Origin of the sequence: Parabacteroides sp. MSK.9.14 (assembly GCF_019041495.1) — a bacterium.
Lineage (GTDB): Bacteria > Bacteroidota > Bacteroidia > Bacteroidales > Tannerellaceae > Parabacteroides > Parabacteroides merdae.
The window spans coordinates 53,384-69,492 of record NZ_JAHPXO010000025.1 but is presented as its reverse complement, the minus strand read 5'-3'; the positions used below and the strand labels follow the sequence as shown (position 1 = coordinate 69,492).

Genomic DNA, 16,109 nt, shown 5'->3' with positions numbered 1-16,109 from the left:
ATGTTTGAAATATAAGCCTTATCTTTGCCGAAATTTTGAAGATAGAGTTTCATGACACAGAAAGCACATAAGGATAATCCAGCGTACTTTTCCGGTTATATGTCGGACAATGAAGCTCATTTTTTTATTTTAAAGGATTATCATTTGGTTATATAGGATGCGTTAGTTATTTTTACTAACGCATTTTTTTTGCACCTTGTGATCTCGTAAGGCAATTATAACATTCTATAAAATCAATAAATTAAACAACCCAAATTACTATGTCGAAAAGTGGTATCAAAAAGGTGATTGTTCTGGGCTCGGGTGCCCTGAAGATCGGACAAGCCGGAGAATTTGACTACTCTGGTTCACAAGCACTGAAGGCGCTGAAAGAAGAAGGAATCAGCACCGTATTGCTCAATCCGAACATTGCAACCATTCAAACATCAGAAGGGGTAGCCGACAAGGTGTATTTCCTGCCGATCACTCCTTACTTTGTTGAAGAAGTGATCAAAAAAGAACAACCGGACGGTATCCTGCTGGCTTTTGGCGGACAGACTGCTTTGAACTGCGGAACCGAACTGTATACCAGCGGAACACTGGCCAAATATGGTGTAAAGGTACTGGGAACTTCGGTCGAAGCGATCATGTACACGGAAGACCGCGACCTGTTTGTAAAGAAACTTGACGAGATAGCAGTAAAAACTCCGGTTAGCCACGCTGTCGGAAACCTGGAAGATGCCGTGAAGGCAGCCTACGAGATCGGCTTCCCGGTCATGATCCGTTCCGCATACGCATTGGGCGGTATGGGTAGCGGTATCTGCAAAGACGAGGCAGAACTGCGTACGCTGGCAGAAAGCGCTTTCGCCTATTCTCCCCAGGTGTTGGTGGAAGAATCGTTGAAAGGCTGGAAGGAAATTGAATTTGAAGTAATCCGCGATAAGAACGACCACTGCTTTACGGTTGTAAGCATGGAAAATGTAGACCCGTTAGGCGTACATACGGGCGAAAGTATCGTTGTCGCTCCTACCTGTTCACTGACAGACAAAGAACTGGACCTATTGAAAGAACTTTCAATCAAGACGATCCGCCATTTAGGTATCGTCGGCGAATGTAACATCCAGTACGCATTCAACTCCGATACTTGCGATTACCGTGTGATCGAAGTAAACGCCCGCCTAAGCCGTTCTTCCGCACTTGCATCCAAAGCGAGCGGTTATCCGCTGGCATTCGTGGCTGCCAAGCTGGCATTAGGTTACAGCCTTGACGAAATCGGTGAGATGGGAACTCCCAACTCCGCTTACAAAGCACCAGAAGTAGATTACATGATCGTAAAGATCCCGCGTTGGGACTTGACTAAGTTTGTCGGTGTAAGCCGCCAGATCGGTTCGAGCATGAAATCTGTCGGCGAGATTATGTCGATCGGTAAGAGCTTCGAGGAAATCATGCAGAAAGGTCTGCGTATGATCGGACAGGGCATGCACGGTTTCGTCGGCAACAACGACGTGGAATTCGATAACCTGGACGACGCGCTGGCCAACCCGACCGACCTCCGTATCTTCGCCGTAGCCAAAGCGCTTGAAAAAGGCTACACGGTAGACCGCATCCACGAACTGTCCAAGATCACTCCGTGGTTCCTGGAAAAACTGAAAAACATCGTAGACTATACGAAAGTATTGTCTGCTTACGATAAGATCGAAGACCTGCCGGAAGATGTGCTGAAGGAAGCAAAACGCCTGGGATTCTCCGACTTCCAGATTGCCCGTTATGTTGAAAACCCGGAAGGCAACATGGAAAAGGAAAATATCCGCGTGCGCAACCTGCGTAAGAAATTAGGTATCCTGCCGAGTGTAAAACGCATCAATACGATCGCATCGGAACATCCCGAACTGACGAACTACCTGTATATGACATACGACGGCAGCCAGCACGATATCTCTTACTATCCGAACGACAAGAGCGTCGTGATTCTGGGATCGGGCGCTTACCGCATCGGTTCTTCCGTTGAGTTCGACTGGTGTTCGGTGAATGCCGCACAGACAGCCCGCAAGTTAGGCTATAAATCCATCATGATCAACTATAACCCGGAAACGGTTTCCACTGATTATGACATGTGCGACCGTCTGTACTTCGACGAGCTTTCGTTCGAACGCGTGCTCGATGTCATGGACTTAGAACTGCCGAAGGGCGTAATCGTCTCCGTAGGTGGACAGATACCGAACAACCTGGCCATGAAGCTGTACCGCCAGAACGTACCTGTATTGGGTACTTCACCACTGTCGATCGACCGTGCCGAAAACCGTCACAAATTCTCCGCAATGCTGGATACGTTAGGTATCGACCAGCCACGTTGGGCCGAGTTGACCAGCATGGAAGAGATCGACGCCTTTATCGCAAAGGTCGGTTTCCCAATCCTGATCCGTCCGTCTTACGTGCTTTCCGGCGCAGCCATGAACGTATGCCACAGTAAGGAGCAGATGATCGAATTCCTGAACTTGGCAGCCAAGGTTTCCAAAGAATATCCGGTAGTTGTTTCCGAATTCCTGCAAGGGGCGAAAGAGATAGAATTCGACGCAGTAGCCATGAATGGCGAAGTGGTCGAGTACGCCATCTCCGAACATATCGAGTTTGCCGGTGTCCACTCCGGTGACGCGACATTGGTATTCCCGGCACAGAAGATCTACTTCGAAACAGCCCGCCGTATCAAGAAGGTCAGCAAAATGATCGCCAAAGAGTTGAACATCAGCGGACCGTTCAACATCCAGTTCCTGGCCAAGAACAACGATGTGAAGGTTATCGAATGTAACCTGCGTGCATCCCGCAGTTTCCCGTTCGTATCAAAAGTCCTGAAACGCAACTTTATCGAAACGGCAACCCGCATCATGCTTGACGCTCCTTACACCAAACCGGACAAGAGTGCATTCGACATCGACTGGATCGGTGTGAAGGCTTCGCAGTTCTCATTCGCCCGTCTGCATAAGGCCGACCCTGTACTGGGCGTAGATATGAGCTCTACAGGTGAAGTAGGCTGCATCGGCGACGACTTCAACGAAGCATTGCTTTCTGCCATGATCGCTGTCGGAAATAGAATCCCGCAGAAGAACGTACTGGTTTCTTCCGGTGCCGCCAAGAGCAAGGCTGAACTGCTGGAACCGTGCCATATGCTGGCAGCCAAAGGTTACAACATCTACGGAACGGCTGGAACGGCTAAATTCTTAAATGAAAACGGCATCTCTGCGACAGCAGTTTGCTGGCCGGACGAACAGGGCGACCTGAACATCATGGATATGTTCAGCAAGCACGTGTTCGAACTGGTTGTCAACATTCCGAAAGACCACAGCAAGCGCGAGCTGACCAATGGCTATAAGATCCGTCGTGCAGCGATCGATCACAACATTCCATTGATCACCAACGCCCGCTTGGCAAGTGCTTTCATCAGCGCTTTCTGTAATATGGACGAAAAAGACATCCAGATTAAGAGCTGGCAGGAATACAAGTAAATAGGAATTTCATTATATTTGTAACCTCATTCAGGCACGGAAGTATTGGACTTCCGTGCCTATATTCATTTAGACTTATGTACAGACTGCTGACCATTCTCATTTCTTTTCTGTTCACGGCACATGCCATGCGCGCGTCAGTAGCCATTCCTTATGTATTTGTAAAAAACTATACGGTCGACGATTATAAAGCGAGCTGCCAGAACTGGGGCTTTTCGCTGACACCCGACGGTATGCTGTATGTCGCCAACAATTCCGGCCTGCTTGCTTTCGACGGCAACACATGGAAACTATATTCGCTGCCGGGACAGGAAGAGGTGACCGGCGTAACGAACTACAACGACACGATCTACACCCGCAACGAGACGATGTTGGGAAGCTGGACATACGACAAAGACGGAATCCTCCGCTACCACCCGTTGGACACGGTCCCGCCAGAAATCCGCTTCACTCCACCCCCTGTTGAAATACCTTTTACTTTACCGAAAGAAATACAGGATGCACAGCCGAGTGCCTTCGCTACCAACGGAACGCTCTTTTTCATCGGAACCCTCACACAAGGATTATATATCACAGACTCCGACGGTACGATCCTGCAACACCTGTCTTTACAGAACCAACTACAAGACAATATCGTCCGCTTTATCTGCGTACAGGACAACCGGCAAATCTGGGTGGCGCTCGACAACGGATTATCACAAATCTCTTTCGATCCTCCGATCACTTTGTTAGGAAAAAGAAGCGAGATCGGCAAACTGGTGAATGCCGGACTAGATGGCGAAGAGTTGTATATCCAAACCAACCTCGGCTATTTCAAGCGCTCATTGGGAGCCACAAGCCCTTTCATCGCCGTAAGCAAAGCCGAAGCGCAACCTTGCTTTAGGATCGAAAAAGACCCCGCTCCGACCGTTAAGAAATTATTTAGGGACACGGAAGCAGTGGGCGTATTTGCCGATGCCGAACATGTTTATCCGGCCGGTGACAACCTCTACTGGCTTTCCATCGAAAACGAAGCCGGACTGTTTCACGTAGCGGACGGCATCGGAACATTGAAATGCCGCCTGCTCTTCGACAATTACAATATGAACCTCGTGACGAGAGGCAAACGGATCATCCCTTTGAACGACTCCCTGGTCTTGGTCTCTGCCATGCAAGGGACTTTATTGGTCAATATCCGGGAACTGATCGGCAATAGCCTGGGCAGCACTCCCCTGAAAATTTCGGGACTCGAATACGTCGATGCTTCCGGTATCCATCACTTGCCGATCAACACGCAACGCATTTCTCTCCCGCACAACTTCCAGGAGTTCAATGTCTGGGCAGGCACCACGATATTCACCTCCAACCACCAGATCAGCTACAAGATCGAAGGCGTATCTTCAGACTGGTCAGCTTGGCAACACGACGGGAAAATCACTTTCCTGCAATTGCCGGAAGGGAGGTATGAATTGAAAGTCCGCAAATACGTCATCAAGGGTCCCTATCCCGAACTCACACTGCCCATCGAAGTCCGCCCTCCCTGGTATAATACCGTATGGGCATGGCTGGTCTATATCACACTCGTCTGGTTTCTCGTACAGGCCGTGCTCCGCTACAACCTGAAGAACCTACATAAGGAAGAACAGGAAAAAGCCGAAGCCGAACGGCAAGCCGAGCAACAGCAGATGCAGGTCATAAAAAACCGGATGCTCGAAGCCGAACTGCAAAACAAGAACAACGAACTGACACTTCAGACAACAGCCCTCGTCAAACGCAACCAAGCCATCCAAAGCCTGTTGGAAGAACTGGAAAAACAAAAAGAAACGCTAGGCGAACGTTATCCGAACAAACTCTACATCCGCATGAAGACGCTGATGGAAGAGACTTTGAACAACCAGGCGGACTGGGTACTGTTCGAAAGCTATTTCAACAGCACGCACCAAAATTTCATGGACCGCCTCAGACAGCGATACAGCGATCTCACGACAGGCGATCTCCGCATCTGTTGCTTGCTCCGCATGAATCTCTCCACAAAGGAAATAGCATCCCTCATGAACGTATCCGTACGGGCAATAGAGCTGCGCCGATACCGTCTAAGGAAGCGTTTGGAGCTGGAAGGAGATACGAATCTCGTCGATTTCCTAATGAATTTCTGAAAATATTTTCTCAGATTTTTACATCTTATATACTATTACATATCAGATAATTAAATGCATCATAAAAAGATATGAGAAAGTAATGTTGTAGTATTTCTTTCCACTCAAAGCACTTGCGCAAGCCATGTAGTAGTCCTTTCTTTGTACGCTCCTACGGATTATCCTTTCTTTGCGATCAAAATCTAATTTTCATACATGATGAAACACGAACTGGAAGATCAATTAAAGGCGTTCGAGAAGAAAGGTATCGACCGCCGCCACTTTTTCAAACTGATGGCAATGGCCGGTTTACTGACTGCTGCAAGTACCCAAAAGGCAAAAGCATTTTCAAGCAAAGCCAAAGGTAAAATTGTAATTATCGGCGGAGGTGCTGCCGGTATCAGTATGGCTGCCCGTTTAAAGAGTTGGCTGGACAAGCCGGATATCACTTTGATCGATCCCAGTGACCGTCAGTTTTATCAGCCGGGGTTCACCTTAATCGCATCGGGTGTATATCAACCGGATGACGTCTGGAGAAAGCAGGAGGACTGCATACCCAATGACATCAAATGGATTAAAGATTCTGTTGCTGACGTCGATCCCGTATGGAATCAGGTAACGACCAAAAATAACGGAAAGATCGCCTACGACTTCCTGGTCCTGACTCCCGGAATCCAAATCAACTGGGAAAAGGTAGAAGGTATCACGCAAGCGACACTTGGACAAGGGAACGCCCACAGCATCTATGATTTCGAAGGTGCACAAAAGACTTGGAAAGCCATACAGGAATTCTCCAAGACGGGTGGACGTGGAATCTACACTGATACTTATACCAAGCACAAATGCGGAGGTGCTCCCAAGAAAATCTGCTTGTTGACAGAACACTATACCCGCAAACAGGGTACACGCGAAACGGTGGATCTGAATTTTTACACAGCATCCAAAGAGCTGTATGATGTCCCGTTTTTCACTCCCCGCTTGTTGGAAATCTACAAAGAGCGTAACATTCCTATCAACCTGAATGTACGAGTGAAAGGTGTGGATACGGCTGCCAAACAGGTTCATTTCGAGAAGATCGAAACAGTGGGCGATCAGAAAGTCTACACTCCGTTTGTAGAAGATTATGATTTTCTGCATTTCACGCCGCCGATGTCGGCCCCCGATTTTGTAAGAGAAGCCGGACTGGGCTGGACGGAAGGTAAACTGGCTGCCGATGCCTGGGTTATGGTAGACAAAGAGACACTGGTACACAAAACATATCCGAATATCGTTTCCCTAGGAGACGTAGCCGGAATCCCGACCAGCAAAACATCCGCTGCAATCCGCAAGCAAGTGCCGATCGCAGCCAAGAACCTGATCTCGCTGATGGAAGGCAAAGAACCGGCAGAGAAATACGACGGATATGCCGCCTGCCCGATCGTGACGGACTACGGGCATGTTCTCTTGTGTGAGTTCAACTATAAGAAAGAGGCGCAAAACTCGTTCCCGTTCACGTTGCTGGACACATCGAAAGAGCAATGGGCCGCATGGCTGTTGAAGGTTTATTTCCTGAAACCCATGTACTTCTACGGAATGTTGAACGGCTGGGCATGATAACTTAAAACAACTCCCTATAATAAAAATGCCAAACTGAAAATCCCCCGGCTCGCTTGTAAGAGTACGGGGGGATTTTATTTCCTTCCGGTTCTATCTCTTATGCTTGACCAACATCAACACGGGATTCGACTCTTCGTCCAAACCGGCCGCAATCTCTTTCAACCCGCCTTTCAACTCACCTTTCCCGTAGGCCTCGACCAGCCGGTCGGCAGAAAGAATCTCATAGGCGGCCACTTCCTCGTTTCCGAGACGGGATATCAAGTCCACCCTTTTCCGGGTCGTATAATCAGCATTGAGCACTATCGGTTTGAATACAACCTTTTCACGGCTGTCGTACATCAAATCCGTAGTCGGGAAACCCCTTCCTTTTTCAAAATTAAACTCTTTTCCAATGGTTTGCATGAAACAATAACGACCAGTGTTCACCCCCATCGTAAGGAACATATCCGGATTTTCCGCCGGCTTTTTTACGATGAACGGGATTAATTTGTCTTTTCCGGGAATATAGCGATACACCGTATCGGAAGAGGTATCGGCAAGCAGCCAGTTTCCCTGGTCAGGCGTGATAGAGCGAACGGAAGCGACAGCAACCATATCCCCCTTTTGAACAAACGGAGCCTTGATAATGTCAAAAGGAAGCGGAATTGCCCGGGTGACACTTCCGTCCTGCTTCGATATGAGTGCATGGTAAAACTCCTTATCCCTTTTCTGCCCGTCCTTATAAGAAGCAGACATATCGTAGCAGATCAGATTGTCGGCGTCATAATTGAACACATCCAGATACTGCGCGCCCTCGGCATGCTGGAAACTCCGCTTGAAATTCCCTTGCAAGTCATAGACAAATATCTTCTTGTTCGAAGCACTATTGACAAACATCTCGTCTTTTTCCTCATCCAGGATGATCCCGTTGATAAAAGCATACTCCTCGGCTCCCTGTCCCTTCCGATTGATTTTCCTGACCGCCTTGCCTGTCTTTCTGTCAAAAACGAAGATATTGCCATCGTTGAGCAGATTCGTCACCAGCACGAACCGCTTTCCTATCGCCTTGACACTGCCTTGGGTGATAAACTCGTCGTTCGTTTCCAACGGGATGTATTCCACATCCAAAAAGTCTTGAACAACCCATTCCTTTTCCGGATAATCGGCTTTTACATCAAGAGTCATAAGTGCCTCGACCGTTTCCTGCTGCTTACAGCCGAACATTCCCATGAGAGATAAGAGGGTAAGCGTCCCAATCGTTATTCTTTTTTTCATTGCAAATTGAAATTATATTTCATTATTCATTTGTTGGTGACACTTTGCACCGCTACTTCCTTCCTTTTGTCTTGATTGCATGCCACGACAAGAATCAAAACGACAAGGAAGGTTCCATATTGAACTATCTTATTCAGACTCAATCACAATCTATACGCACAAATGTAATCATTAATTGTGGAATATGGTCTGACACATACTTCTTTTATCAACGACTTCATTACAAAAAACGAATACCTGATGGACCTTAACTGTACCTGTGTTTTAATAATTACCGCCACTCCGATTTCACCAAGGCAAACAAACGGTGCAGTCAATGTCTCAATATAAACCATTCATTGCAAGCAGATTACAGAGGTTTTTCGTTCATTGCGTTTCAATCCTACATCTTAGAATAAATATATTAATAATATATATATATATAAACTCATTTCCTTGTGCCCTTTTAAACCGGCATAGAAAAAGACACGACAGGAACGAGAAAAATCCCTTCTTTCGCATCCGGAAGTCCGGTCTTTTACCTCCCGAACTTCTTGGTTTGACACGTCAAAGTCCCTTGTTTCGTACACAGAAGTCCCTTGTTTCAAGGCTCACCTTGATATTGCACGATCATCCTCACCTGCAGCTCCGGGTTTGCCCCCCATCCAGCTGGACAACCGTTATCCAACTGATGCCGGCATCGAATCCGGACCGTAAAGGGCCGTCTATACCTGCTACCCGTAACGCCTGACGTCGAATTCATTCCTCCTCCTCATCCCCATCGTTTCATTGCCCTATAAAGATAAGCAATAAATGCTGATATTCAAAATATAATAACATCTATTTCCTACCTCTTCCTACCTGTTTCTGCACCGATCTTCGCCGATCTTCCCGAAACGGTATTCCTGCCTGTAGCGGGGCCTTATCTTCGTACTGTCATCGATAATGAAAAAAAATCCTTCACCTACACAATCCACTATGCAACAAACATATAGATTATTCTCCACAAACTTTCGTTGCCGGTTAGTCCTGCATCTTCCGATAGTAACGCGGACTGTAGCCGGGCAGCAATTCCGGATGGAACACCCAGATCAGGTCTTTCAGCAGGTAATCGGGATGCAAAGGAAATTCCTCATAATAAGGGACAAGTCCCGTATTGCAGGAATAAATCCGGCGGTTCTTAAAGGCATCGAAGTTCTCGTACGGCGCGTATTCGGCACGCAGGTCACCGTAGGTCATGTCTTCGGACTGGTTATACTTAATCAGCCACATATCGGCATGGATAGCCCGGTCGAGTACCGTCTCGAAAGCCAAAGGCGTACTTCCGGCTCCGGGGAGTTCCTTGAAAACATAATCGGCTCCGGCATCGGCATACATATTGGCGATATAGCTATCTCCCGCCGGCATAAACCAGGAAGCGCCGAACTTCTTTTCGGAGATAACGGTCGGGCGAGGCATATCGGCCGTGACCAGCTGTTTCAGATCGAGATAACTCTTTTCCGTTTGCCTGAAAATGGAATCAGCCAACGCTTCCTTACCGAACAGCATCCCGTAGAAACGAATCCATTCGGTACGTCCCAACGGCAGCGATTCCATATAATCGGCTCCCTCGATAATGGGGATTCCCAACTTCTCGACCGGCCCGTAGCCACTATTCTGGAAAGGGGAAACGATCACAAGCTCGGCGCCTTTGTCGATCATCATCTCCACATTAGGGGCGGTCGCCTCTCCCATATCGACAATCCGTCCGGCTTTCAGCCCTTCCCGGATGGCAGGGGTGTCCATATAGCGAGGCTCGCAAACGCCTATGATCCGCCCTGTCTCGCCCAACTGGTCGATAATAGCCGCATGCACGGATGTATAGACCACGACATTCTGTGCCGGAACCTGCACGACTGTCCCCTTCAGAAGGTTTTCGGGAACAGGCCGGTCACGGTCTACCAAAAGATACCGTTGCAACAGGCGCGTGCTGTCCCACGGATCACGCACTTCAACAGCCGTATAGCCGTCGAAATGATGCACGATAAAACCCTGGGCGTAGCGGATGGTGTCGGAAGAGAGGGAGTTTTCGGAATGGGAACTCTGCCTCATATTACAACTTAACGTGAGGCAGAGTAAAAGGAAAGAAGTAAGCAACTTCATTTTTATCGTTTTACAAATACAGCCTTAACAGGATTTAAACCAACTTCAAACTGGAATAACTTCTTACCACTCGCATCAAATGCATACACATCGCCATTCGTCTTATAATCGGAAGCAGTAATATAAATATAACCGGTCGTCGGATCAGCTCCGATTTTATAAGGTTTATCAATAGAGGTTCCATCTGTGATAAAGTTATCTGAAATAACCTTCTCATTTATTGCATCATAAGAAATAAATGAGATAACCTGGTTCCAGTTTGCATCATACTGTGAATAGATCATGTAAAGCTTATCGCCGACAGAAGCCATTTCTGTCGCATTCGTTTCTGTAATAGTCGTGACTTCGTCCGTCTCGCTATCGATACGTTGGAAAGTATTCGGAATAGCACCGTAATCACCCATAGAAACCAAATAAACATCTCCCTGGCTGTCTGTCACCAAGTTTACAGGATTTGTTACCACTTCAATCTTCTTCGTCTCTTGGAAAGATGCTAAATCGATAACAGATACAGTCTTATCATACCCAACCGGAGTATTATAATCCAAACCACCGGAATTCGCCACATATAATTTATTATTGGCAACTACCAATTGCTCCGGATTACGGCCAACTTTTACTTTCTGTTCGATTTCTAAAGATGCCGTATCCAAGCGGGCTACATAACCATCATACAAGGACACATATACTTTTCCTTCATTAGCTGTAAAGAAACGGGGTAATAAGGCATCGCCACTCGATTTGATCTGTTTGATAGATTTACCACTCAAGTCTGTCACTTCGATAATGCTGGAACCATAAACAGCTATATACATTTTAGAACCATATACAAGCATATCGTTAGCCGTGTCACCCAATCCTCTTTCATTCACGTTCATGAAAGTATCAACAGTCATCGTCAACGTATTCAGATTGAAACATGAAAGGCCAGCATTGTTACTCCCCATCTTTCCACTATTCAGAAAATAGATACCACCATTATCTACAGGTTCCGGCTCCTGTTCCGGGCTGTCCGGTGTGAGGTCCTGGATTTTCACACTTGCCAAAGCCTCTGATTCTCCCTGTGCATTACATGCAACCACTATAATATATGTATCGGCAGTTACACTTGTTTCAATAGCATAGCTGTTTGTTCCGACTTCAACTTCACCCAATTTCGTATCTCTACCCTTTCCATCGGCAGACAGATAAATAACATATTTAGTGATATTGGATACATTTTCCGGAGCAATCCATTTCAATGTACCTTTAATTACTCCTTCAACCTGATCCGTGTCTGTAAAAGTGACCCCAGTCACAACTTCTGTCGGAACAGTAAGCTGATTTTCATCTTCATCCTTACATCCTGTAAAGACAAAAGACATCAGTGCACATAGGACTGAAACAAAAAAAACACTTTTCTTCTTCATACTATTTCTATTTTATCTAATTAATATGTAATACTTAAACTAAATCTCCATGAACGCCCCGGCATCGGATAATACTGAATAATGTCATACGTTTTATCTGTCAGATTCAGGATATCTCCCTGCACCTTAAACATACACTTCTTCAATGCAAAACTCCGGTTTACAGAAAGACTGTGTTCGAGATATGAATCTATTTGATTTGCCTCTATATTCTGCGGAAGGGCATAACGGTCACCTGCTGCCACAAGCGTATAGGTCACATTCACCCAAGGGTTTTCCAATGATGCCGAAACAGACCCCGAATGCCGTGGGGTATAAGGTATCTGGTTCTTATAGTTTTTTTCTTCCGGGTCAGTTACATCGATCGCATCCTGGTAGCTATAAGCAGACAAGAGCAAGAGGGAAAAAGTCTTATATAAAGGTATATTGGCACTTAGATTTACATCTATCCCCTTTATTTCCACTTCTCCCATATTCATCATTTTCCAGATGTACATATTCGGAATGGCGACAATCTTATCACTTACCTTATTATAATAGCCGTCAACAGAAACACTTAACAGGCGTATAAAAGGACTTATCTCATCATTCCATGTAAACCCGATATTATATTGAGTTGCTTTTTCCGGTTTCAAATTGACATTCCCCATACGCAGATAATACAGATCCGTAAAAGTCGGGACACGGAATATATCTTTATAAGAAGCCCGAATACGAAAAGACTGTTCCTGGAACGGACGCCAGGAGATACTTACTGCCGGAGAAAGCCTTTTCTTATCTGCCGGCCTATCTCCATTCTCAACCTTGTCCGTTATATAAGTGCTCAGCAAACTGGCTGTAGCTGTCAACACCGGGCTTTTATATTGTGCGGCAAATGCGGTAAGCGAAGTCCAACGTTTGGGAGTCGGAGTATTTACGAAATTGTTTACCAAAGTATTCCGCGCGATATCCGTATTCAACGAAAAAGAGACATAAGAACAGGGCGTATACAAAATTCCTGCCGATCCGTAATATTCGTTTTGAGTATTCAGATCTTCCTGTTTGCCTCCGGAATATTTATTGCTGATATCGCGATACTTGCTGAACGAATAATTGTATTTGGCATTTGCCTGGAATTTCAAGCGATCAAACCATTCGTTCTCATAATGAAGCTGTGTAAAAAAGTCATTATCCCATACCCGTTCACGGGCATTGCTATTATAAAGAATTACCGAACCGGGAAGTCCCCGTTCCGAATCGTAATAATAAACCTTGCCATTCAATTTTCCACCCCGTCCGAAATGACCATACACATTTCCTTCCAGACGAAGAGACTGAACATCGCTGTTCTTACGGATTTCTTCTGTAACCTCCTTACCATTTATCAGTGTAAAAGGATAATCTCCTTTTGCACTCAACCAATCTGCATGCAGAGATGCGGACCACCGATTTCCTATTCTCTGCTCATAACGTACCACCGGGTTGAACAATCCGAATGAACCTCCTTTCAGTTTCACATAAGCATTATAAGATTTTTCCTTAAACAGGGGAGCCGCAGTCTTTATGCTCAACGCCCCTGCCGAAGCGTACATCCGTGCCGTCTGGAAGATGTCGTCGGCCTGACCGATCGACAGGGAGATCATATCGACATTGTCCAGTGAAAAGCGACTGATATCCACCTGGCCGCTCTGTGCATCCGTGACCGTCACCCCGTCATAGCAGACAGCCGTATGTTTGGCACCGAGGCTGCGGACGGAAACGGTTTTCAAACCTCCTATACCTCCGTAATCCTGTACGGTCACACCGGAAAAGCGTTTTACGGCTTCCGACAAGTCCTGCACACCGAGCCGTTCGATCCCAGCCTTGTCCATCACCTGAAGCGGTGTACTCTCACGGGTGGTGGAAGGGCGTACCTTTCCTAACACCTCGACACCCGAAAGCTGGTGATAGGTCGTCGTGTCTACCTGCGCATACAAAGCGGCAAACGGAAATAGCCAGGCACATAACAGGCCCGACAATCGTTTTACAAATATATTCTGCATACCTTTTCGATTCATCAGTTCCTTTACCCGAGGAACCGGATACCGAATAATGGCAGGTTTTCTGGCTTGTTCCCCCCTTTTCAATTGATAATTGATAATGGACAATTACCAACTAACGGCAGCCTTCCCGGTGTTCAAATTGTCAATTCTCAATTGAACCACCAGTGGCAACAAGATTTGCCGGGGTTTCAGAACTTACAGCTACAGGTACAGCTCCGGACTTTCACCGGATTCCCTTTTACTAACCGTCAGCGGAAGCAAATACGGTTACACCATAATCCGATTGCAAAGGTAGAAAAAACAGATGAGTAATCCTTTTTATTTAACAAAGTAAAACATTTCATCTGTTTTTCGCCAACAAAACGGCATATCATGCTTAGAATCTTCTATCTCTATGGTTTACAAAATAAGCTATTCCTACTATTTTGGTTCATTTCAGAACTCGATTGGTTCATTTTAGAAGAGGTTGAAATTAGTTGAATATTTAACTAAGTACAAAAAGACTCAAAAAGTAATATTTCCGGTTTTCGGAAATTCATAATTCGTAATATTGCAGCTGAAGATTTGAATAGGATTAAGGAAAAAAGAGATTGTATGGGAGAAATAAAAGGTTATATCTCACAGGTTATCGGTCCGGTCGTGGACATCCATTTCGATAATGACAAGGAAGAAAAGATAACACTTCCCCGCATCCACGACGCAATGGAGATAACCCGCCCCAATGGAAAAATCCTGATTGTGGAAGTCCAGCAGCATATTGGGGAAAACACGGTCCGTACCGTAGCGATGGATACGACAGACGGACTGAAGAGAGGAATGGAAGCCATTTCGCACGGTTCGCCCATCACGATGCCGGTCGGCGACCAGGTAAAAGGGCGTTTGATGAACGTAACGGGGAATCCCATTGACGGAATGACCGAACTCGACAAGAAAGGGGCTCTTCCGATCCATCGTGAACCGCCCAAGTTCGAAGACCTGACCACCAGCCGTGAAGTCTTATACACCGGTATCAAGGTGATCGACCTGCTCGAACCTTACTCCAAAGGAGGCAAGATCGGTCTGTTCGGGGGAGCTGGCGTAGGAAAGACGGTTCTGATCATGGAGTTGATCAACAACATCGCGAAGAAGAACAACGGATTCTCCGTCTTTGCTGGTGTGGGTGAACGTACACGCGAAGGAAACGATCTGCTGCGCGAGATGATCCAATCCGGAGTCATCCGCTACGGCGAAGAATTCAAGAAAAGCATGGAGGCAGGTCATTGGGATTTGTCCAAGATCGATTATGATGAACTGGCCAAGTCGCAGGCGACACTGGTCTTCGGCCAGATGAACGAACCGCCGGGAGCCCGCTCTTCGGTAGCCCTTTCAGGACTGACGATCGCCGAGTCTTTTCGTGACCTAGCGGCAGAGGGGGAAACAAGAGACATCCTTTTCTTTATCGACAATATCTTCCGGTTCACACAGGCCGGTTCGGAAGTATCCGCCCTGCTGGGACGTATGCCGTCCGCCGTCGGTTACCAGCCGACACTGGCCACCGAGATGGGAGCCATGCAGGAACGCATCACTTCCACTAAGAAAGGTTCCATCACTTCCGTTCAGGCAGTTTATGTGCCAGCAGACGACCTGACGGACCCGGCTCCGGCAACGACCTTTACGCATCTGGATGCTACCACGGTATTGAGCCGTAAGATCACCGAACTCGGTATCTATCCGGCCGTCGACCCGCTGGAATCCACTTCGCGCATCCTGGACCCGTTGATTGTGGGCAAAGAGCATTACGAAACGGCACAGCGTGTGAAACAAATCCTCCAACGCAACAAGGAACTGCAAGACATCATCTCGATCCTCGGTATGGAAGAACTTTCCGACGAAGACCGTCTGACCGTCAACCGCGCTCGCCGTGTACAGCGTTTCCTTTCACAGCCGTTCTCCGTGGCGGAACAATTCACCGGCGTGCCGGGCGTCATGGTCTCCATCGAAGATACGATCCGAGGATTCAAGATGATCATGGACGGAGAGACGGACGATATCCCCGAACAGGCTTTCTTGAACGTAGGCACGATCGAGGACGTAATGGAAAAAGCAAAACGATTGGCAGAACAAGCAAATTAAAAA

General features: G+C 46.9%; 8 protein-coding genes and 1 riboswitch. Of the genes, 4 read left to right on the top strand and 4 right to left on the bottom strand.

Features of this window, described 5'->3' with window-relative positions; translation table 11 throughout:
* Nucleotides 1-260: 260 nt before the first annotated feature.
* The 3 genes from carB (at nucleotide 261) to KTG12_RS13870 (ending at nucleotide 7,186) form a co-directional block, all read left to right on the top strand.
* Entirely contained in the window at nucleotides 261-3,479 is a 3,219-nt protein-coding gene (gene carB, locus KTG12_RS13880) for a carbamoyl-phosphate synthase (glutamine-hydrolyzing) large subunit (RefSeq protein ID WP_005646775.1), read from the top strand.
* Between the two features lie 77 nt (nucleotides 3,480-3,556).
* Entirely contained in the window at nucleotides 3,557-5,614 is a 2,058-nt protein-coding gene (locus KTG12_RS13875) for a transcriptional regulator (RefSeq protein WP_138273139.1), read from the top strand.
* A 195-nt stretch (nucleotides 5,615-5,809) separates the two neighbouring features.
* A complete protein-coding gene (locus tag KTG12_RS13870; protein WP_138273138.1) occupies nucleotides 5,810-7,186 on the top strand; it encodes an NAD(P)/FAD-dependent oxidoreductase in 1,377 nt (458 codons plus the stop codon).
* Between the two features lie 93 nt (nucleotides 7,187-7,279).
* On the opposite strand, the gene KTG12_RS13865 is transcribed toward KTG12_RS13870, so the two are convergent.
* The 4 genes from KTG12_RS13865 to KTG12_RS13850 all read right to left on the bottom strand — a co-directional run bounded on the left by KTG12_RS13865 (nucleotide 7,280) and on the right by KTG12_RS13850 (nucleotide 13,994).
* On the bottom strand, nucleotides 7,280-8,443 hold the full coding sequence (locus tag KTG12_RS13865) for a 6-bladed beta-propeller (RefSeq protein ID WP_005650704.1): 1,164 nt from the start codon (nucleotides 8,441-8,443) through the stop codon (nucleotides 7,280-7,282).
* Between the two features lie 1,002 nt (nucleotides 8,444-9,445).
* Nucleotides 9,446-10,564, bottom strand: coding sequence for an ABC transporter substrate-binding protein (locus tag KTG12_RS13860; RefSeq protein WP_138273137.1), 1,119 nt, complete (start codon nucleotides 10,562-10,564; stop codon nucleotides 9,446-9,448).
* Between the two features lie 2 nt (nucleotides 10,565-10,566).
* Entirely contained in the window at nucleotides 10,567-11,973 is a 1,407-nt protein-coding gene (locus tag KTG12_RS13855) for a YncE family protein (protein ID WP_138273136.1), read from the bottom strand.
* 20 nt (nucleotides 11,974-11,993) lie between these two features.
* Nucleotides 11,994-13,994 carry a TonB-dependent receptor gene (locus KTG12_RS13850; RefSeq protein ID WP_155144156.1) on the bottom strand — a complete coding sequence of 667 codons (2,001 nt, stop codon included), beginning with the start codon at nucleotides 13,992-13,994 and terminating at the stop codon, nucleotides 11,994-11,996.
* A gap of 33 nt (nucleotides 13,995-14,027) precedes the next feature.
* Nucleotides 14,028-14,286, bottom strand: a riboswitch (cobalamin riboswitch).
* Nucleotides 14,287-14,588: 302 nt separating this feature from the next.
* Here KTG12_RS13850 and atpD point away from each other — a divergent pair.
* Complete coding sequence (gene atpD, locus KTG12_RS13845) at nucleotides 14,589-16,106, top strand: F0F1 ATP synthase subunit beta (RefSeq protein ID WP_138273134.1); 1,518 nt, start codon at nucleotides 14,589-14,591, stop codon at nucleotides 16,104-16,106.
* The last annotated feature ends 3 nt before the right edge of the window (nucleotides 16,107-16,109 follow it).

Coding starts and splice junctions, on each gene's coding strand:
- carB (WP_005646775.1), top strand. CDS start 261: ATGTCGAAAAGTGGTATCAAAAAGGTGATTGTTCTGGGCTCGGGTGCC.
- KTG12_RS13875 (WP_138273139.1), top strand. CDS start 3,557: ATGTACAGACTGCTGACCATTCTCATTTCTTTTCTGTTCACGGCACAT.
- KTG12_RS13870 (WP_138273138.1), top strand. CDS start 5,810: ATGATGAAACACGAACTGGAAGATCAATTAAAGGCGTTCGAGAAGAAA.
- KTG12_RS13865 (WP_005650704.1), bottom strand. CDS start 8,443: ATGAAAAAAAGAATAACGATTGGGACGCTTACCCTCTTATCTCTCATG.
- KTG12_RS13860 (WP_138273137.1), bottom strand. CDS start 10,564: ATGAAGTTGCTTACTTCTTTCCTTTTACTCTGCCTCACGTTAAGTTGT.
- KTG12_RS13855 (WP_138273136.1), bottom strand. CDS start 11,973: ATGAAGAAGAAAAGTGTTTTTTTTGTTTCAGTCCTATGTGCACTGATG.
- KTG12_RS13850 (WP_155144156.1), bottom strand. CDS start 13,994: ATGCAGAATATATTTGTAAAACGATTGTCGGGCCTGTTATGTGCCTGG.
- atpD (WP_138273134.1), top strand. CDS start 14,589: ATGGGAGAAATAAAAGGTTATATCTCACAGGTTATCGGTCCGGTCGTG.